Source organism: Hymenobacter jejuensis (assembly GCF_006337165.1).
GTDB classification, from domain to species: Bacteria; Bacteroidota; Bacteroidia; order Cytophagales; family Hymenobacteraceae; genus Hymenobacter; species Hymenobacter jejuensis.
The window spans coordinates 534,293-552,971 of the sequence record NZ_CP040896.1 but is presented as its reverse complement, the minus strand read 5'-3'; the positions used below and the strand labels follow the sequence as shown (position 1 = coordinate 552,971).

Below are 18,679 nucleotides of genomic sequence, written 5' to 3'. Positions count from 1 at the left end.
GAAAAGGAAGCTAGGTAATTTATTCAGTACGAGATCGTTACCAGCCGGGATTCTGCTTGTATAAGCCTTTGCTGAAATTGATCTGGTTCAGCGGAATGGGGAGGTATTCGTCGCGGCCGATTGTGAAGTGGGCGTCTTTCAGGTGCAGGCGCTTTACCTTTTCCTTCTCGAAATACGCGTTCAGGTAGTCGCCGGCGATGCCCCAGCGCACAAGGTCAAAGAAGCGGTAGCCTTCCAGGGCAAACTCCAGGCGCCGCTCGAAGCGCAGGGCCTCGCGGGCATACTGCTGGTTCCACTGTCCGGCGCTGTACAGGCCGATTTTGTAGTTGGAAATGGGCTGGCCGCTGCTGGTTTTCAAACGAGCCGTGCTGTTTTGGGCGCGCTGCCGGATCTGGTTGATGATGGGCAAGGCCTCGGTGGCGCGGTTTAGCTCGATGAGGGCTTCCGCTTTCCACAACAGCACGTCGGCGAAGCGGATGATGGTCCAGTTTTTCGACGAACTCATAAACGGCGGCGTTTTCTGGAAGCTGGGGTCGGAGGGCAGCACGTTTTCCTTCATCGACATGAACACGCCGTAGGTATTCTTGTCGCGCAGCCAAGAGTTGTCGTCGAACACCAACGCAGGATCATACTTGTACGGGTGCGTCGGAATGCCTACCGTATGGTCGATGCGCGGGTCAACGGTATTGGTCTGAAAGTCAGACGGTTGCTTTAGGTCGGCATTGTTGAACGTTGTGAACAGTGGCAGTCCTTGGGCGTCGGTTTTGAAGGCGTTGACCAGGTTCTGACTGGGCTGGTGGAAGCCGCAGCAGCCGTAATCAGGGTTCATGGGGTAGTTCAGGCAGTTGCCGCGGTCGGTGCGGCCTTTGGGCGTGCCGTCGTTGCGCGAAAACTGGATGGCAAACACTGACTCCGGGCTGTTGTCGCCGGCCGTGAGGAAGTTGGTGGCATAATCGGGATTCAGCGAGTACTTGCCGGTCGCAATTACCTGGTTGGTCAGCGACAGCACTTCCTGCAGTTTGGTCTGGTCGATGGACGTAACGGCGTGGTTGTCGCTTTGTACATACGCCTGATACAGAAGGGTTTTGGCTAGGTAAGCCTGCGCCGCCGACTTGTTGGCCCGCCCGATTTCGGGCTGAGTTTCCGGCAGGTTAGCCACGGCAAAGCGGAAGTCATCGGCGATTTTGGCCCAAAGCTGATCGTTGGTCAGAGCCACGTTCGATACTTCTGGGTACTGCTCCGTCGGGATGGTTTCGTCGATGTAGGGGACCCGGCCAAACAGCTCTTTCAGCAAAAAGTAGAAGTGCCCGCGCAGAAAGCGCATCTCGCCTTGGCGAACGGCCTTGTTGGGCATGTCCACGGCATTGAGGCGGCGCAGGGCATCGTTGGTGCGCGACACGCCGATGTAAAGCAAAAACCACAGCTCGTCGGTGTTGCCAATGTCGACGCGGTTGAAGGAGAAGGTTTCGTAGAAGTGAAACGCGTCAACGTCGGCCGTGCCGTTGCCGCCCTTGTAAGCATCGCCGCCGCGGACGTTGCCGTAGGGCCACATAGAGGTGTAGGGCGCGCGGTACACGTCGTTGCCGAGCTGCGAGTACGCCGCAATGACCTGCTTCTCGATGTTGGCGGGCGTATTCAGCTGGTCGTCGCTGAGGGCGCCGGTGGGCTGTACGTTGAGGAATTTGTTATCGGAGCAGCCGAAGGAAAGCGTGAGCAGCGAAAGAGCCAACACGCTGGTTTTCAGGTTTTTCATAAGATGGAGCGTTGGCGAGTGGCTAGAAGGAAACGTTGAGGCCGGTCGTGAAAACGCGCGGAATCGGGTACTGGTAATTGGTTACTTCCGGGTCGGGGCCGGTGTAGTTCTTGCTCTTGATCGTGAACAGGTTCTGGCTCTGCACGTACACGCGCACTCCTTGCAAATGGAGCTTGCCCACCACACCTTCTGGCAGCGAATACCCCACCTGGAGGTTGCGAAGCTTCAGGTAGGAAGCGTTCTCGATGAAGTAGGTCGAAGCGCGCGCTTCGTTGTTGTTGTTGATCAGGGTAGCCGCCGGAATGGTCGAGCCGGTATTGGTTGGCGTCCAGGCACCCAGCAGGCGCTGGCCCCAGTTTTCGCCAGAAGCGATGGACGAGAAATCCGTCCGGAATTTGGCGTTGTTGTAGGCATAGATGCCCTGCACACCCTGGAAGAACGCCTGTACGTCGAAGCCCTTGTAGCCCACGCCCAGGTTGAGGCCGTAGTTGAAGTCCGGCACGCCTTCCGTGATCCAGGTCTGGTCGAAGTTGTCGACTTTGCCGTCGCCGTTCAGGTCTTTGTAACGGATGCGGCCGGGCGCGGCCCCTACTTGCGTAGGACCAGAACTTACTTCAGACGCATTCTGATACAAGCCGTCCGCCACGTAGCCATACACCGCATTGATGGAGTGGCCCAGGCGCGTTACGTCCTGGCCGTTGCCGCCGTAGGCGTTGATTACTTCGGCGGGCAGGAAGGTGAGCTTGTTGCGGTAGGTCGAGAGGTTGCCGGTAATGTTGTAAGTCAGGCTGTTAGCGAGCTTGTTCTGGTAGCCGAGCAGAAATTCCCAGCCTTTGTTCTGAATCGAAGCCCCGTTTACAAACTTATCGCCGCCTTCGCCCACTACAGCCAGGTAAGGCAGGTTTACCAAGATGTCCTTGCTGTTCTTGATGAAGTAATCGACCGAACCGCTCACCTTGTTGTTGAGGAAGCCGAAGTCGATGCCGTAGTTGGTTTGCGTGGTGGTTTCCCACTTCAGGCCGGGGTTGGCGCGCTGCACGCGACGATAGCCCGAGGGCAGGTTGGTATCGTTGCCGTAGATGTCGTAGGCCGTGCCGTGGTCGTAATCGAAGTTAGGATCCAGGGTGCCCAGCAAGGCTTGATAAAGGCCGCGCGAAGCGAAGTTGGCAATGTCCTGGTTGCCGGTCTGGCCCCAGCCGGCGCGCAGCTTCAAGTCGGAAAGGAACGCGGCGTTGTCTTTCAGGAAGTTCTCTTCGCTCAGGCGCCAGCCCGCCGACACGGCCGGAAATACGCCAAACCGCTTGTCTTCGCCAAAGCGCGAGGAGCCGTCACGGCGCACCGTTACCGAAGCTAAGTACTTGTCGGCGAAGGCGTAGTTGAACTTGCCGAAGTACGAGGCCAAGCGGTACGCCGTGCCCGAGCCACCATTGTCTTTGTTGGCCGAGCCCGCGTCGAGGTAGGTGTAGCTGGGGTCTTCGCTGGCAAAGTTGGTGCGCGAGGCGTAGGTGCTCTCGTCGTAGTAGCTGATGCGCTCCGTGCCGACCACAAAGCCTAGCTGGTGCTTACCGGCCAGCGTCATGTCGTAGTTCAACGTGTTCTGCCACACCCAGTTACCGTAGAAGCGCTCGTTGTCGGTTACCCGGTTATTGGCCTCCGACAGATAGCCCGCCTTATAGGTTTTGTAGATCTGGCGGAACTTGTACAGGCTGTAGTCGATGCCGAAGCTGGTGCGCAGGTGCAGGCCCTTCAGGATTTCGGCGTCGGCAAACAGGTTGCCGAATGCCCGGCCCGTGTTCGAGCGGTTTTGCTTGTTGTCTTTCAGCAGGCGCAAGGGGTTGTCGCGGTCGCTCATGCCGGCAACCGGGCCGCCCCAGCCCACGCCATCAATGGTGTGCACGGGCACAATGGACGGCAGCTGCGTGGTGCGGTCGCGCACCAGGTTCAGGTCGAATTGTGCCTGCTGCGACTTCACGAGGGTCAGGTTTTCCCCGATCTTCAGCTTGCCGTTCAGGAAGTTATAATCGGAGTTGAGGCGCGCCGTGTAGCGGTTGAAGCCCGTGTATTTCAGCGTGCCGGTGTTGTCGTAGTAGTTCAGCGAAAAAAGGGCGCCGCCGCGCTCGCCGCCGCTGCTCACGTTCAGGTTATACGACTGAATCAGAGCGTTTTGCTGGGTTTCCTTAAACCAGTCGGTGTTGGCGGCCCGCATGGTTTTGTCGGCATCGATAAACTCCGGAATGGTTACGCCGTCCAGCACCGGCTTGCCGCTGGCGTCGAGGTGCGTCTGGAAGTTGTAGTAAGGCAGGCTGGGCACTTTGCCGTCGTTGATGGCTGCCTGCCCGTACACCCGGCCGTAGTCCTGGGTGTTGAGCATCTTGATGTGCGGACCCGGCTGTTGCACGCTGAAAAAGGTCGAAAAGTCGACGCGCGTGGCGCCTTTCTTGGCCTTCTTGGTCGTGATGATGATGACGCCGTTGCCGGCTCGCGAGCCGTAAATACTGGCCGCCGAAGCATCTTTCAGTACCTGAATCGACTCGATGTCGTTCTGGTTGATCTGGTTGATGCCTTCCTTCGTCGGGATGCCGTCGATGACATACAGCGGGTCGTTGTTGCCCAGCGTACCGATGCCGCGGATGCGCACCGTGGCCGCGCTGCCCGGCCCGCCGTCGGTGGTGATGTTGACGCCCGGTACCCGGCCTTGCAGGTTGCGCGTGACGTCGTTAGAAGCCATGTCGCGGATTTCCTCGGTCTTGACCACGGCCACGGCCCCGGTCAGGTCGGCTTTGCGCTGGGTTTGGTAGCCGGTCACGACTACTTCTTCGAGGGCTTTGCGGTCGGGGGCCAGCGCAATCGTCAGGCTGGTGCGGCCGGCCACGGCCACTTCCTGTGTCAGGTAGCCCACCGACGAGACCACCAGCGTGGCGTTTTCGTCCATGGTCAGCACAAACTTGCCGGTGCCGTCGGTGGAGGCCCCGTTGGTCGTGCCTTTTACCACCACCGTCACGCCGGGCATGCCTTCGCCCTTCTCGTCGTTGACCTGGCCGGTTACCTGAATAGGAGCCCAGAAATCGTTTGCAACATGAGGTCCCGTAACAGCAGTTTCAGCCTCGGGAGTAGGCCGCGCACCCGCTACCATTGGTACGGTGGCCAGCAGCGTCGGCAACAGTAGTCGGCGCGCCAAGAGTACACTTTTTCGCATGGGGATGTAGGAAAAGAAGTTGGAAGAATAGGAGCCGAAAGCGAATCGGGCGGAGCCACCGGAGCCAGTATTTGGGCTGACCTCAGGCCGCAGACGGGCACTCGGAAACGTTTCCGGTGTCAGCGCAGCAATGCGGCACGAGAAGCAGATGTCAGCGCTGGAAAGGAGAAGCCCCGCAGATTCATGACTCAAATGTCGGCTGAAAGAGGGGCGGGGGGCTAGCTCGATTATCCCAAATGCTATAACAATTCGTACAGACTTACACTTTTATATAATCACTTGACAATCAAGCAGTTATATACAAACGCAGCAAAGCCGTGCTAGTGCGGCTATTACAAATGATACCTCACTTTAGAAATTGATTCACACGCTCGGCGTCGTGTGCAGGGCCCGGAACTCGGAAGGCGAGATGTGGTACTTGGCCTTGAAGCTGGCCGAGAAATAAGAGGGCGAAGAAAAGCCCAGCCGGTAGGCAACTTCGGCAATGGCCAGCTCGGTATCGAGGAGTTGCTGGCGGGCTTTGGTCAGGCGGATGCCTTGGATAAAATCGGTAACGCCGGTGCCCAGCACGGCCTTCACTTTGCGGTAGAGCTGCACCCGCGAAATGCCGAGGCTGCGCGCCACATCCTCGACGCTCAGCTCGGAGTTGGATAGGTTCGCCTCGACAATCGCGGTGAGGTCGGCCAGGAATTTCTGGTCCACGCGCTGCGGTGCGACGGTGGCCGTGTCCACGGAAATCGCGCGCCGGAAATGCTCGCGTTGGCGCTCGCGGTTGCTGAGCAGCGTCCGCAGATTTTCCAACAGAAACGTTGGGTTGAAAGGCTTAGTCAGGTAAAGATCGGCGCCGGCCTGCACGCCTTCCACCTGCTGCTCGGCAGCGTTGCGGGCCGTGAGCAGCACCACCGGAATGTGCGAGGTGCGCCAGTCGCCTTTGAGCTGCGCCACGACTTCCAAGCCGCTGAGGCCGGGCAGCATCACGTCGCACACGATCAAATCCGGGATGGTTTCGGCTGCCATTCGCAGACCCTCGGCGCCGTCGGTAGCCGTCTTGACCTGAAAATGCGCGCGGAGTTTCTGAGCCAGAAAGGCGTTTACTTCCTCGTTATCCTCAATTACCAGCACTAGGGCTTCGCTGTCCTTGCCGGTGCTCACCACCGCAGGCGCGTCGTCCGGTATCTGGGCCGGTGCGATTTCCTCCGTCAGCATGAACGCCGGAGACGGCAGCGAAGTAGCTGTGCTGCGCAGCGCAGCAGGCAACTCCAAGGGCAGCGTCACGGTGAACGTGCTGCCTCGCCCTGGTTCGCTGGCAAAATCCAAAGTGCCTAGGTGCAGCTTCATCAAGCCCATGGCCAACGCCAGCCCCATGCCGGAGCCCTTTGCTACGTCCTGGTTGCCCTGGTAAAACCACTCGAAGATGTGGGCGCGATCCTGCTCGCTGATGCCGCAGCCGGTGTCTTCCACGCTGATGCGCACGCTGCGCTCGGCCGGCACCAGCTGAATGCTGACCGTTATTTGCCCGCGTTCCGGCGTGAATTTCAAGGCATTAGACAACAGGTTGAACAACACCTTGTCCAGAATATTGACGTCAAACCACAGCCGGATGCTGGGCTCGGCGGGCAGAAACCGCAGGCTGATGCCGCGCTGCCGGGCCGGCTTCTCAAACACGTCCATGATCTCGCGCACAAACGCCACTAGGTTGCCCTCGGTAGCGCGCACAGGCATTTTGCCCACGTCAATCTTGCGGAAATCCATCAGCTGATTGACCAGCTGCAACAGGCGCTGCGTGTTGCGGCGCACCAGCGACAGATCGTGGCGCTGCCCGGCGGTGAGGTCGGCGCCGTTGGTGAGCAATTCTTCCACCGGCCCCATAATGAGGGTGAGCGGCGTGCGCAACTCGTGCGAGAAGTTGGTGAAGAAGCGCAGCTTGGCTTCGGTTTCGACGCGGGCCCGTTCGGCAAAGGCCTGAATCTGATTGCGTTGCGAAAGAATCTCTTGGTTCTGTCCCTCCAGCTGGCGTGTGATGCGGCGGTTTACGCCAAATGCCCGCCACACAATCACGCCCAGCACCATCGCGCCCAGCAACGCAGCGGCCAGCACGTACAAAATCGTTTGCTGGCTGGTGTACGTGGCCAATTGCGCCCGCAGCAGTTGTTGCTGCCGCTGAATGTCCTGCTGCTGACTGGCCAGCTTTTCGGTCTGCAGCTTCATGGTCAGCACGTTGGTCGAGTCGATGACCATCGTGCTGAGAATGTTCTCTTTCTCGAACGGCTGCTTGCGCAGAATCCGCATGGCCGTGCGAATCGCCTCTTCACCTCCCGGCGGGTACAATAGCGTGGCAGTCAATATTTTATCCTGCACAAACTGGATGCCGCCCTGCGGCCCGGCCAAGCCATCGACGCCGATCACCCGAATGCGGCGATCCAATCCCAGCTGTTTGCACACCTGGTAAGCGCCCAGCGCCATGCGGTCGTTGTGGGCAAAAATCAGGTCTACTTCGGGGTGGGCCCGCAGCACGGCCGGCAGCGCCCGCATCACCGAGGGACGCTTCCAGTCGCCCTGCACCTGCGCTGTGAGCCGGACGCCGGGATAACCGGCAATGCCCTGCACAAACCCCTTGTGCCGATCGACGGCCGGCGAGGCACCCGCCGCGCCCAGCACTTCCAGCACGTTGCCGTGTTGGCGCAACAGGCTGCTGGCGTAGCTGCCGGCCGTGTGGCCCACTTCCAGATTGTTGCCGCCCACGTACGCTGTGTAGAGCTTGGAAGTAGTTCGGCGGTCGAGAATCACGACCGGGATGCCCCGGTTGAACACTTCTTCCACGATGGGCGTGATGGGCTCGGCTTCGTTGGCCGAAACAATCAGTAAATCAATGCCTTCGTGCAGAAACTCGCGGATGTGCTGCTGCTGGAGCTTGCTGTTGTCGTGGGCGTCTTTCATCCGAAAGCTGACCTGCGGATAAAAGCTCAGCTCCTTTTTCATGCCCGCCAGCATGGCCTGCCGCCAGGCGTCGCCGTTGGTGCACTGCGAAAAGCCAATGCGGTAGGTGCGCGGCGTCGGTGACGTGGTGCAGCTACCAGCTATCCATAAGATAATCAAATAGATACACGGCTTCAGGATAGCGAATTTCCGGCCTGAAGCAATGAGAGATTTCATAAGAAGACCTAAGTGAACGCGCAAAGCCGAAAGCGATGTGGTGACTCACGAAAGGTAAGCAAGCCGCTCAATATTTATTCCGCTGAGCTTCGGCCGGGGCATATGCACCCGCCGTAGACGAATTTGTGCTTTTTTTGCAAGTGCTATGCGCCAAAATTACCCCGAATACCCGGCCGCCCGCGGCAACGTCCTGCTCCTGAGCTGCATGGATTTGCGCCTGCTCGACGACATCGTGCGCTTCATGGAACACGACAACCTTACCAACCGCTACGATCAGTTTATTTTGGCCGGCGCGGCACTGGGCTCGGCCATGAATGAACACTGGAACACGGCTTTTTTCGAGCACCTCGCCGTGGCTTGCCAGCTCCACGGCGTGCGCGACGTATACATTCTGGAACACCGCAACTGTGGGGCCTACCAAGTGTTTCTGGGCGACGAGGGCACTTTCGACGATTCCCACCAGCACCACGACAACGAGCGCTGCCTGCACAACCAATACGCTCAGCAGTTGGCCGCCAAAATCCGGGACTGGAGCCAGACCAGCGGTTACGTACTGCAAGTACAGTGCTTCCTGATGGATCTGCGCGGCAATGTAGAACTGTTGCAAGCTACCGAATCAGAATAAGGTAGGCTTACAATAGTGTGAATGGTTGATCCAGGTCTTTTCATAATTGCTTGATAATAAATTAATTATGAAAAGATGTTTTGCGTTCGATTTACTTAGAGTTTATCGCAGCAAGGGCGCAACGCGCGTGCCGATCAGTTCGATGGAGCGCAGTACCTGCTCGTGAGGCAGCGCTGCTACGTCCTGTTGAAAGGTGACGCGGGCAATGCCGCCCAGTGCCTCACTGTGGCGTTGGATTTTGGCGGCCACTTCCTCAGGGCTGCCGACCAACAGCGCGCCCGTTGGTCCGGCTTGCGCGTCAAACTGCGCCCGCGTCACTGGCAACCCGCCCCGCTCTCGGGCTCGGGCCGAAAAGGTGCGGGCATACCCTGGGAAAAACTCGGTGCGGGCTTGCTCCGACGTTTCGGCCACGTAGCCGAGCGAGTGCAAACCCACCGGCAGCTGCTCGGGTGCAAAGCCCGCCCGGCGGCCGGCTTCGCGGTACAGATCCACCAGGGGCCGGAAGCGGTGGGTTTCGCCGCCTATCACCGCCACCATCAGAGGCAAGCCCAGCGCCCCGGCTCGCACAAACGACTGGGGCGTGCCGCCCACCCCAATCCAGATGGGCAAGGGTTGCTGCACCGGGCGAGGATAGATGCCTTGGCCGGTCAGGGCGGGCCGGAACTTGCCCTGCCAGTGCACGTGCTCATTGGCGCGAATGGTCAGCAGCAGCTCCAGCTTTTCGGCAAAGAGCGCGTCGTAATCAGCCATGTCAAGCCCGAAAAGCGGAAAAGCTTCCACCGACGAAGCCCGGCCCACCACCATTTCGGCGCGGCCCTGGGAAATGAGGTCTAGGGTGGCAAACTGCTGAAATACCCGCACCGGATCGGCGGCGCTGAGCACCGTAACCGCGCTGGTGAGCCGAATGCGCTTGGTGCGGGCCGCCGCGGCGGCCAGAATGACGGTCGGAGCCGAATCAAGGTATTCGGGGCGGTGGTGCTCGCCAATACCAAATACATCGAGCCCGACTTGGTCGGCCCGCTCAATACGGGCCAGGAGCTGCTCCATGGCCTGCGCGCCGCTAAGGGCAACGCCGGTGTCGGGCGGTGCCGCGGCGAAACTGTCTATTCCGATTTCCATCTTGGATATTCTGGCTAGGCGCCCTGCGAGTTGAGGCGGCAATGTTGTGCTTCAAGGTAGGGCAAAAGGCCGCGGCTTCAGAAGCGGGTGGTCAGAAATCAACTTCCTCTTATTTACTCAAGAATGCATGTTCTTTTATAAATAATTCATAGTGAGTATTTTGTGAATACAATGAAGCAAAAACTAGTTAATGACGAGCCCTCTCACCATCGGTGCGCAGCAGAAGCCGATTGCCCCACGGATCGGTGGCGGCTATGCCTTCTGGCGCCGGTTCCGTGGGAAAGCCAGCCTGCTGCAGACGGGCCGCCGCGGCATCCCGACTGGCGGCGTCGGGCAGCCACAGCTCCCAGGAAAGCAGGCGGGCATCCTGCGCGGTAGCTGCCGGCGAACCTGCTGCCCACACGTTTAGGCCCACATGGTGATGATAGCCCCCAGCCGACACAAACAAGGCGCCGGGCAAGCTCCACGTCACCTTGTCCAGCCCTAGGGCAGCGTGGTAAAAGGCGGCGGCCTGCGCAAGGCTGCCGGTGTAAAAATGCATGTGGCCGATGGTAGTGCCCGCCGGCAGGCCCTGCCAGCGGGTGTCGCCGGCCGCCTGTAGCACAGCGGGTAAGTCCAAGGGATCGAGCGCCGATTGGATTTCGCCCTGCTCACTTACCTGCCACTCGCTGCGCGGACGGTCGCGGTATACTTCCACCGTAATGCCATCAGGGTCAGTTAGATAGGTGGCTTCGCTGTAAAGATGATCTGAGGAGCCTATGCGTACCCCCAGCACGTGGACGTGCCGAAGAAAGCGGCCTAAGTCGGCGCGGGAGGGCAGCAGAATAGCAAAATGATACAGGCCCAGCAGGCCCCGCCGCGGCACCGGCCGCACGCCTAGTTGCTCGTGCAAAACCAGCAGCGCCTGCTCACTGCCGGCCGCCCCCAGCTCAGCCACGGCTCCCGCGGCCGGCGTTCCCTCGCTCCGACGCAGCACCTGAAAGCCCAATACATCTTCGTAAAAAGCCAGGGAGCGCGCCAGATCCGCTATTTGCAGCGCAACGGTGCCGATGCGGATGTCGGCAGGCAGGCGGCCGTCGGGCGGGCGAATCCCGATTTGGTCGGGCGCCAGGGCAGCATAGGGAAGCGGCGTGATGTTCATGGCAGGCATATGTAAAATGGGAATTACAAAGCAGGTACGCACACGACCAGCGCCGCTACTTGCTCAGGCTCAGCTAGTTCATGTACGGTTGTCGGCTAAGTAAGTGCTGCCAGCAAAGGGTTGGATTAGAAATACCTAACGACTGTGGAAGATCTAAAAAACGATGTTTCGTAAACAATTGATTATGTGGTATTTATAAATTAAGGCCAAAAAGGATACGGCCTTGCAGAATGTGTCGTAGCGGAAAGTCGCTACCCACACGGATGGCCGTTGAGCTCCGTAAACCGTTTCGGTTTGAAACAGGATGTAGATGCGCGGGTTAGAGGGGGCATCGGGTTCGCTAACACCTTTACCCAGCCACTTTGGATTTGTGTCCAGCTGTTAATGGGAAGTTGAAGCAATGCTGTTCAACTATAATCATTTGATGAATAAGTGATTATCGGATTTGTAAAAATATTTTAAACAGATGTTTAAAATAAACAGTTAAAGTATTAGCCATGAAGGCTCGCGCCCATGTATCTTTATTCTGTCTTGCAAACTCCTCTCTGACTTTATGAAAAAAGTTGCCGAAGCTGCCCTCGATACCAGCACCGAAGAGCGCATCAAAGAGGCGGCGCGCAAGGTGTTTATGCAAAAAGGCTACGCCGCCACCCGCGTGCGCGACATCGCTGAGGAGGCCGGGATCAACATTGCCTTGCTCAACTATTACTTCCGCAGCAAGGAAAAGCTTTTTGACCTAGTGATGCTGGAAAAAGTGCAGCAGTTTGCCGGCGAGCTGCGGCAAATTATGCTCGACGAAGCCACGTCGCTGCGGGAAAAAGTTGAGCGCATCGCTGCCTTCTACGTCGATTTGCTACTGGCCCAGCCCGAGCTACCACTCTTCATATTCAGTGAGTTACGCACCAATCCGGAAAAGCTGGTCGGTACGCTAGGCGCTAAAAAAGTAGTGATGCAATCGCGGTTTGCTGAACAGCTACGGGAAACGTTGGGCGACAACCACAGCCACACCAACCCCTTTCAGCTCATCATCAGCCTGCTCGGAATGGCCGTGTTTCCGTTTATCGCGCGCCCCATGCTTCAAATTGTGGGCGAGCAAAACGACGCCATGTTTGCCGCTATGATGCAGGAACGCAAGCACTTGCTGCCGCAATGGTTCGACGCAATGCTGAAGAGTAGTTAGTTTTTTTGGACGGCTCTTAAACAAGTTTTTAAAATAGAATTTCAACCGTTGCCTGCTCTATGAAAAAGGTAGTTGCGCTGCTCGGCTGGCTGGCGCTGGCTGGAAGTAGCTGGGCACAAACCCCTTCGCCGCCTCTGACGTTGGCCGACTGCCAGGCGCGGGCCCAGCAGAATTATCCGCTGATCCGGCAGCGGGAGCTTATTCAGAAGACTCGCGAGTATTCCGTGGCAAACGCTGCCAAAGGCTATTTGCCTCAGGTAAGTGTAAGTGGGCAAGCCACTTACCAAAGCCAGACGGTAGACTTCGCGGGGCGCTTTCCGGTGGGCTCGCCGCTGAGCGATGCGTTGCCCAAAATCAGTAAGGATCAATATCGGATTACCGGGCAAATCGAGCAGGTGGTGTACGACGGCGGAGCCATTCGGGCCGCTCAGCAGATTCGTCAGGCCGACGCCGACGTGCAGAATCAGAACCTGGAAGTGAACCTTTACACGCTTCGCGATCGCGTGAACCAGGTGTTTTTTGGGCTGCTGCTGCTGGATGAGCAACTCAAACAAGTCGCGCTGCGCCGCACCGACATCCAAAGCGGCGTCGACAAAACGCAGGCGCAACTGACCAACGGCGTGGCCTTTCGCAGCAGCCTCAACGAGCTAAAGGCCGAGCTGGTAGGAGTAGACCAAACCGTGACTGAGCTACGCGCTACCCGCCGTGCCTACGCCACCATGCTCGGGCTGCTCATCAACGAGCCACTCGATGAGCAAGTGCAGTTGGAAAAGCCTCAGCCCGTGGGGCTTACTCCCCAGATCAACCGCCCGGAACTGGGGCTGTATGAGGCGCAAAAACGCGCTTTCGACGCGCAGGAAACCCAATTGCGGGCGGCGTTACGGCCGCGGTTTAGCGCCTTTTTTCAGGAAAACTACGGGCGGCCAACCTTCAACATCATCAGCAACGACTTCGGCTTTTTCTGGATCGGTGGCCTGCGCCTGAGCTGGAACCTGAGCAGCCTCTACACCACGCACCGCAACGACGTGCAATTGCTGAACCTGAGCAGGCAAAACGTGGACGTGCAGCGCGAAACCTTCCTCTTCAATACCCACCTCACACTCACCCGGCAGCAGGCCGACGTGCAGAAATACCAAGAGCAACTAGCTCAGGACGAGCAGATTGTGGCGCTTCGTACTTCGGTGAAAAATTCGGCCAACGCCCAGCTGCAAAACGGCGTCATCACCAGCCACGAATACATTGTGCAGGTAAACGCCGAGAGCGCGGCGCGGCAGGCACTCGTGCTGCACCAGATTCAGTTGTTGCAGGCCCAATACAGCTACCAGACCACTTCCGGCAACTAATCAGCACGCTTTTGTCATGAAATTTCTGTCAACCCTAACCGTGGCTGCTGCCTGTGTTGCCCTGGCTTCCTGCCAGAAAAAAGGCCCTGATTTCGACGCATCCGGCAATTTCGAGGCGGATGAAGTCATCGTGTCAGCCCAGCAAAACGGCCAGATTTTGTCCTTCAACCTTCAAGAAGGCGACGTACTCAAAGCCGGCACAACGGTAGGCCAGATCGACGTGACCACGGCCCGGCTTCAGCGGGAGCAGGCCCAGGCTTCGATGGATGCGCTGCGCCAGCAAACCAGCAGTGCCGCCCCGCAAGTTGCTCTCACGCGCCGCCAACTGGTGGTGCAGGAAGCTCAGCTTCAGCAACTTCAGCGCGAACGAACCCGCACCCAAAACCTGATTGCCGCCGACGCGGCCACCCAAAAACAGCTCGACGACCTTAATGCTCAAATCACGCAGATGCAGGCCCAACTGGCCGTCACGCGCCAGCAGATCAGGGTGGCGGAGAGCAACACCGCCACTCAAAACCGGGCCGTGCTCAGCAACCGGGCTGCCCTCGGCAAAACGGCAGCCCAGTTTGAAGAACAGATTCGCAAAGGCCAGATCGTCAATCCGATAACCGGTACGGTGCTCACCAAATATGTCTTTGCCGGCGAGGTGGCCACGATGGGCAAGCCGTTGTACCGCATTGCCAACACCGATACGCTCTCGCTGCACGCCTACATCACCGGGACGCAACTGCCGCAAGTGCAGCTGGGCCAGCGGGTTACGGTGCGCATTGATAACGGCGAAAAGGCCTTCAAAATCTATCCCGGGACCATTTCCTGGATTTCGAGCAAGTCGGAGTTTACGCCCAAGACTATTCAGACCAAAGACGAACGCGCCAACCTCGTGTACGCCCTGAATGTGCGGGTCAAGAACGACGGCTACCTCAAAATCGGGATGTACGGTGAAGTATTACTGAATCCACAAGTGTCTCATTAGTAAATAGTTGTAGTATGGGCGCTGTAACGCTGGAACACATCACCAAAACCTACGATAAGGGAACCGTGCTGGCCGTAGATGATGTGTCGTTTTCGGTAGAGCCGGGTGAGTTATTTGGGCTGATTGGCCCGGATGGGGCCGGCAAAACCAGCATATTCCGCATCCTCACTACGCTGCTGCTGGCCGATTCGGGCCGGGCCACCGTGGACGGCCACGATGTGCAGCAGGGCTACCGTGCCATCCGGAGCAGCGTGGGCTACATGCCCGGCAAATTCTCACTGTATCAGGATCTTACGGTGGAGGAAAACCTGAACTTCTTTGCCGCGCTTTTCGAAACAACCGTTGCGGCAAACTATGCTTTAATCAAGGACATCTACGAACAAATCGAGCCTTTCAAAACGCGGCGCGCGGGCAAGCTTTCGGGCGGCATGAAGCAGAAGCTGGCCCTGTGTTGCGCCCTGATTCATAAGCCCACGGTGCTTTTTCTCGACGAGCCCACCACGGGCGTAGATGTAGTGTCGCGGAAGGAATTCTGGGCCATGCTCAAGCGGCTTAAGCAGCAGGGAATCACCATTTTGGTGTCGACGCCTTACATGGACGAAGCCACTCTCTGCGAGCGCATCGCGCTAATACAGGGCGGTAAGATTTTATCCATCGACACGCCCTCGAACGTCATCACAGCTTATCCCCGTAAGCTGTACGCGGTAAAATCCGATGCTATCCATCAGTTGCTCAATGATTTACGTGCTTGTCAATTCGTATACGGCAGTTACGCTTTTGGCGAGTACGTGCACGTCACGTTCCAACAAAACCTGCCGGAAAACGAGGCCGCGCTTCGGCGTTATCTGACGGAGAAAGGCCACACTGGCCTTGAGGTTAAAGCCATTTCGCCCACCATCGAAGACTGCTTCATCGACCTGATGACCAGCGCGCAACCCAGCCAGGCTCATGGAACCGTCGTCCGCTAAAGCCATTGTCTGCCACGAGCTGACAAAGCAATTCGGCGACTTTCGGGCCGTTGACCGGATCACGTTTGACGTGGCGCAGGGCGAGATTTTTGGGTTTTTGGGCGCTAATGGTGCGGGCAAAACCACGGCCATGCGCATGCTCTGCGGCCTATCATACCCGACTTCGGGCCAAGCGACCGTGGCGGGGTTCGACGTGTACCGGCAGCAAGAGCAGATCAAGCGGAACATCGGCTACATGAGCCAGAAGTTTTCGCTTTATGAAAACTTGACCACGCTGGAAAATATCGAGTTTTTCGGCGGAATTTATGGCCTTACCAACCAGCAGCTCAAAGCCAAAAGCGACGAGCTGGTCACCACGTTGGGTCTGCAAAGCGAGGCTAAAAAGCTGGTGGGCAGTCTGCCGCTGGGGTGGAAGCAAAAGCTGGCCTTTTCGGTCGCCATCATTCACGAACCAAAAATCGTGTTTCTGGATGAGCCTACGGGGGGCGTCGATCCGGTGACGCGGCGCCAGTTCTGGGATCTGATTTATGCGGCTTCCGACCGGGGCATCACCAATTTCGTGACCACGCACTACATGGACGAAGCCGAGTACTGCAACCGCATTTCCATCATGGTCGACGGCCGGGTAGAAGCCCTGGATTCGCCGGCTAACCTAAAGCGCGCTCACCACACCGATTCGATGGACGACGTGTTTTATCAGTTGGCCCGTGGTGCCAAGCGCGGCGAGTAAGGCTGTAAGTAGTTTATAGTGAAGTAATTATATTATAGAATGTATTATTTAATAAAACGTCATCCAGAGCGCAGCGAAGGATCTCTACTGCTTCGTTGCCATGCTATATGGATTACTACTGCGGGAGAGATCCTTCGCTGCGCTCTGGATGACAGCCGTGAAGTGGTAAGGGTAAGATTGAAACTATGCAACAATAAAATATTGATAATCAACACGTTATGTTGTGTCGTCTTGGATAAGATTCTGATTTCCTCATGAAACAGCTACTCGTCTTTATTCGCAAGGAATTTTACCACGTCTTCCGCGACCGGCGCACCTTGCTCATCCTGTTTGGCCTGCCCACGGCGCAGATTCTGCTCTTTGGCTTTGCCCTGAGCAGTGAGGTCAAGGACGTTAACCTGGCCGTAGTAGATTTTGCTAAGGACAACGCTTCGCAGCAGATTATCAGTCGGTTGCAGGCCAGCACGCGCTTTCGCCTGCAACGTTCGCTGCTGAGCTACTCGGAGATGGAAACGGCCTTTCGCCGCAACACCATCAAGGCGGCGCTGGTCATCCCGACCAACTTCAACCGCGACTTGCTGCATACAGGCCGCGGGCAGCTGCAAATCATCGCCGACGCTTCGGACCCAAACGCGGCCACTACCATTACCAACTACCTCACAGCCATTGTGGGCGACTACCAGCAGGAGCTAAACCAAGCGGCCGGCGCTTTGCCCTATCAAATAGTGCCCGAAACCCGCATGCTCTACAACCCCGACATGAATGGCTCTCTGAATTTCATTCCGGGGGTGCTGGCGCTGGTTTTGATGATCGTTTGCACCACCCTTACTTCCGTAGCCATTGTGCGCGAAAAGGAGCTGGGCACCATGGAAATCCTGTTGGTGTCGCCGTTTAGGCCGCTGCTGGTGCTCATTGCCAAGGCGGTGCCGTATCTGGTGCTGTCGCTGCTCGACTTCACCCTGATTCTGCTGTTGTCGGTATTCGTGCTGAACGTTGCCATTCAGGGCAGCGTGGTACTGTTATACGTGGTCAGTACCGTTTTCATTATCAGCTGTTTATCGCTGGGCCTGCTGATTTCCAACGTTACGGCTTCGCAGCAAGTAGCCATGCTGGCCTCCATGATGGGCATGATGCTGCCCACGCTGCTGTTTACGGGCTTCATGTTTCCGCTCGAAAACCTGCCTGGTCCGTTGCGGCTCGTGCCCAATATCGTTCCTTCGCACTGGTACTACCTCGTGGTTAAGGCCATCATGCTCAAGGGCTTAGGGTTTGAGGCCGTCTGGAAGGAAACGCTTATTCTGGGGCTTATGGCGGTGGTGCTGCTGGGCATCAGCTTGCGCAACTTCAAAATCCGGCTGACATGAGAACCTTGTTTTTCCTGCTGCGCAAGGAATTCCGGCAGATTTTCCGCGACAAGAGCATCCTGGCCATGATTTTCATCATGCCCTCGATCCAGCTGATAATCATGCCTTTAGCAGCCAACTACGACGTCAAGAACATCAACCTGGCCGTCGTCGACAACGACCACAGCAGCTATTCGCGCCGCCTGATTGCCAAAGTCGGCTCGTCGGGCTATTTCCGGCTTGCGGCCTACGCGCCTTCGTTTAGGCAGGGGCTGCGGCTGGTTGAAGACAATAAGGCCGACCTTGTGCTGGAAATCCCCAATGGCTTCGAGCGCAACTTGGTGCGCGAAGGCTCGCAGCAGCTTTCGCTGGCCGTGGACGCCATCAACGGCACGCGTGCCAGCCTGGGCGGTGCCTATCTCACGCGCATCATCGCCGATTTCAACCAGGGCATACGCCTCGAATGGCAAAGCCCGCCGTCGGCTGCCACCATCGACATCGCTTCTTCCAACTGGTACAACCCGCTGGGCGAATACCGATTCTTCATGGTGCCGGCCATTTTGGTGCTGCTGCTCACAATGGTGGGCGGCTTTCTCACGGCCCTGAACATTGTGCGCGAAAAGGAAATCGGCACCATCGAGCAGATCAACGTGTCGCCCATCCAAAAATGGCAATTCATTCTGGGCAAGATGATCCCGTTCTGGATTCTGGGCATGATCGTCTTCACCATCGGGCTCATCATCGCTCGCGTGCTCTACGGCATCATTCCGGTCGGGAGCCTGCCCACGCTTTACCTGTTTGCGGGCGTGTATCTGGTGGCGCTGCTGGGGTTTGGCCTGCTGATCTCGACCTACAGCGAAACGCAACTTCAGGCCATGTTCGTGGCGTTCTTCTTCATCATGATTTTTATCCTGATGAGTGGGCTGTTCACGTCCCTCGACAGCATGCCGCCGTGGGCGCGCTACATTGCGTATTGCTCGCCCGTAACGCACTTTATTGAAGTGGTGCGCATGATTGTGCTGAAAGGCAGCGGGCTGGCCGACGTTTCACGCCAACTGGGCTACGAAGTGATTTTTGCGGTCGTGCTGAACACCTGGGCCATTCTTAACTACCACAAAACCACGTAAGCGCGGCTTTTCAATCGATATCCGGGGT

At 57.6% G+C, this 18,679-nt stretch carries 13 protein-coding genes; 8 read left to right on the top strand and 5 right to left on the bottom strand.

Annotation, left to right across the window (positions count from 1 at the left end):
* Positions 1 to 37: 37 nt before the first annotated feature.
* The 3 genes from FHG12_RS02015 to FHG12_RS02005 form a co-directional block, all read right to left on the bottom strand.
* A complete protein-coding gene (locus FHG12_RS02015; protein WP_139514026.1) occupies positions 38 to 1,753 on the bottom strand; it encodes a RagB/SusD family nutrient uptake outer membrane protein in 1,716 nt (571 codons plus the stop codon).
* A 22-nt stretch (positions 1,754 to 1,775) separates the two neighbouring features.
* Complete coding sequence (locus tag FHG12_RS02010) at positions 1,776 to 4,949, bottom strand: SusC/RagA family TonB-linked outer membrane protein (protein WP_230471257.1); 3,174 nt, start codon at positions 4,947 to 4,949, stop codon at positions 1,776 to 1,778.
* Between the two features lie 363 nt (positions 4,950 to 5,312).
* Positions 5,313 to 8,102, bottom strand: coding sequence for a substrate-binding domain-containing protein (locus FHG12_RS02005; RefSeq protein ID WP_139514025.1), 2,790 nt, complete (start codon positions 8,100 to 8,102; stop codon positions 5,313 to 5,315).
* Positions 8,103 to 8,247: 145 nt separating this feature from the next.
* Here FHG12_RS02005 and FHG12_RS02000 point away from each other — a divergent pair, with 145 nt between their 5' ends.
* The gene (locus tag FHG12_RS02000; protein WP_139514024.1) at positions 8,248 to 8,727 is read left to right on the top strand and encodes a hypothetical protein; all 480 of its coding nucleotides are present in this window, start codon (positions 8,248 to 8,250) and stop codon (positions 8,725 to 8,727) included.
* A 102-nt stretch (positions 8,728 to 8,829) separates the two neighbouring features.
* Here the strand turns inward: FHG12_RS02000 and FHG12_RS01995 are convergent, their stop codons facing one another.
* On the bottom strand, positions 8,830 to 9,846 hold the full coding sequence (locus FHG12_RS01995) for an LLM class flavin-dependent oxidoreductase (RefSeq protein ID WP_139514023.1): 1,017 nt from the start codon (positions 9,844 to 9,846) through the stop codon (positions 8,830 to 8,832).
* 187 nt (positions 9,847 to 10,033) lie between these two features.
* On the bottom strand, positions 10,034 to 10,996 hold the full coding sequence (locus FHG12_RS01990) for a VOC family protein (protein ID WP_139514022.1): 963 nt from the start codon (positions 10,994 to 10,996) through the stop codon (positions 10,034 to 10,036).
* Positions 10,997 to 11,540: 544 nt separating this feature from the next.
* Here FHG12_RS01990 and FHG12_RS01985 point away from each other — a divergent pair.
* The 7 genes from FHG12_RS01985 (at position 11,541) to FHG12_RS01955 (ending at position 18,651) form a co-directional block, all read left to right on the top strand.
* Entirely contained in the window at positions 11,541 to 12,167 is a 627-nt protein-coding gene (locus tag FHG12_RS01985) for a TetR/AcrR family transcriptional regulator (RefSeq protein ID WP_139514021.1), read from the top strand.
* Positions 12,168 to 12,226: 59 nt separating this feature from the next.
* A complete protein-coding gene (locus FHG12_RS01980) occupies positions 12,227 to 13,510 on the top strand; it encodes a TolC family protein (protein ID WP_139514020.1) in 1,284 nt (427 codons plus the stop codon).
* Between the two features lie 16 nt (positions 13,511 to 13,526).
* Positions 13,527 to 14,483 (top strand): HlyD family secretion protein, encoded by a 957-nt coding sequence (locus FHG12_RS01975; RefSeq protein WP_139514019.1) that lies wholly within the window; start codon positions 13,527 to 13,529, stop codon positions 14,481 to 14,483.
* A 14-nt stretch (positions 14,484 to 14,497) separates the two neighbouring features.
* Positions 14,498 to 15,451 (top strand): ABC transporter ATP-binding protein, encoded by a 954-nt coding sequence (locus FHG12_RS01970; protein ID WP_139514018.1) that lies wholly within the window; start codon positions 14,498 to 14,500, stop codon positions 15,449 to 15,451.
* Positions 15,432 to 16,181, top strand: coding sequence for an ABC transporter ATP-binding protein (locus FHG12_RS01965; protein ID WP_139514017.1), 750 nt, complete (start codon positions 15,432 to 15,434; stop codon positions 16,179 to 16,181). Before FHG12_RS01970 ends, FHG12_RS01965 begins: the two co-directional genes overlap by 20 nt.
* Positions 16,182 to 16,435: 254 nt before the next feature.
* Positions 16,436 to 17,545 carry an ABC transporter permease gene (locus tag FHG12_RS01960; RefSeq protein WP_139514016.1) on the top strand — a complete coding sequence of 370 codons (1,110 nt, stop codon included), beginning with the start codon at positions 16,436 to 16,438 and terminating at the stop codon, positions 17,543 to 17,545.
* Complete coding sequence (locus FHG12_RS01955; RefSeq protein ID WP_139514015.1) at positions 17,542 to 18,651, top strand: ABC transporter permease; 1,110 nt, start codon at positions 17,542 to 17,544, stop codon at positions 18,649 to 18,651. Before FHG12_RS01960 ends, FHG12_RS01955 begins: the two co-directional genes overlap by 4 nt.
* Positions 18,652 to 18,679: the final 28 nt, after the last annotated feature.

Coding starts and splice junctions, on each gene's coding strand:
- FHG12_RS01995 (WP_139514023.1), bottom strand. CDS start 9,846: ATGGAAATCGGAATAGACAGTTTCGCCGCGGCACCGCCCGACACCGGC.
- FHG12_RS01985 (WP_139514021.1), top strand. CDS start 11,541: ATGAAAAAAGTTGCCGAAGCTGCCCTCGATACCAGCACCGAAGAGCGC.
- FHG12_RS02010 (WP_230471257.1), bottom strand. CDS start 4,949: ATGCGAAAAAGTGTACTCTTGGCGCGCCGACTACTGTTGCCGACGCTG.
- FHG12_RS02005 (WP_139514025.1), bottom strand. CDS start 8,102: ATGAAATCTCTCATTGCTTCAGGCCGGAAATTCGCTATCCTGAAGCCG.
- FHG12_RS01975 (WP_139514019.1), top strand. CDS start 13,527: ATGAAATTTCTGTCAACCCTAACCGTGGCTGCTGCCTGTGTTGCCCTG.
- FHG12_RS01980 (WP_139514020.1), top strand. CDS start 12,227: ATGAAAAAGGTAGTTGCGCTGCTCGGCTGGCTGGCGCTGGCTGGAAGT.
- FHG12_RS01965 (WP_139514017.1), top strand. CDS start 15,432: ATGGAACCGTCGTCCGCTAAAGCCATTGTCTGCCACGAGCTGACAAAG.
- FHG12_RS02015 (WP_139514026.1), bottom strand. CDS start 1,753: ATGAAAAACCTGAAAACCAGCGTGTTGGCTCTTTCGCTGCTCACGCTT.
- FHG12_RS01990 (WP_139514022.1), bottom strand. CDS start 10,996: ATGCCTGCCATGAACATCACGCCGCTTCCCTATGCTGCCCTGGCGCCC.
- FHG12_RS02000 (WP_139514024.1), top strand. CDS start 8,248: ATGCGCCAAAATTACCCCGAATACCCGGCCGCCCGCGGCAACGTCCTG.
- FHG12_RS01970 (WP_139514018.1), top strand. CDS start 14,498: ATGGGCGCTGTAACGCTGGAACACATCACCAAAACCTACGATAAGGGA.
- FHG12_RS01960 (WP_139514016.1), top strand. CDS start 16,436: ATGAAACAGCTACTCGTCTTTATTCGCAAGGAATTTTACCACGTCTTC.
- FHG12_RS01955 (WP_139514015.1), top strand. CDS start 17,542: ATGAGAACCTTGTTTTTCCTGCTGCGCAAGGAATTCCGGCAGATTTTC.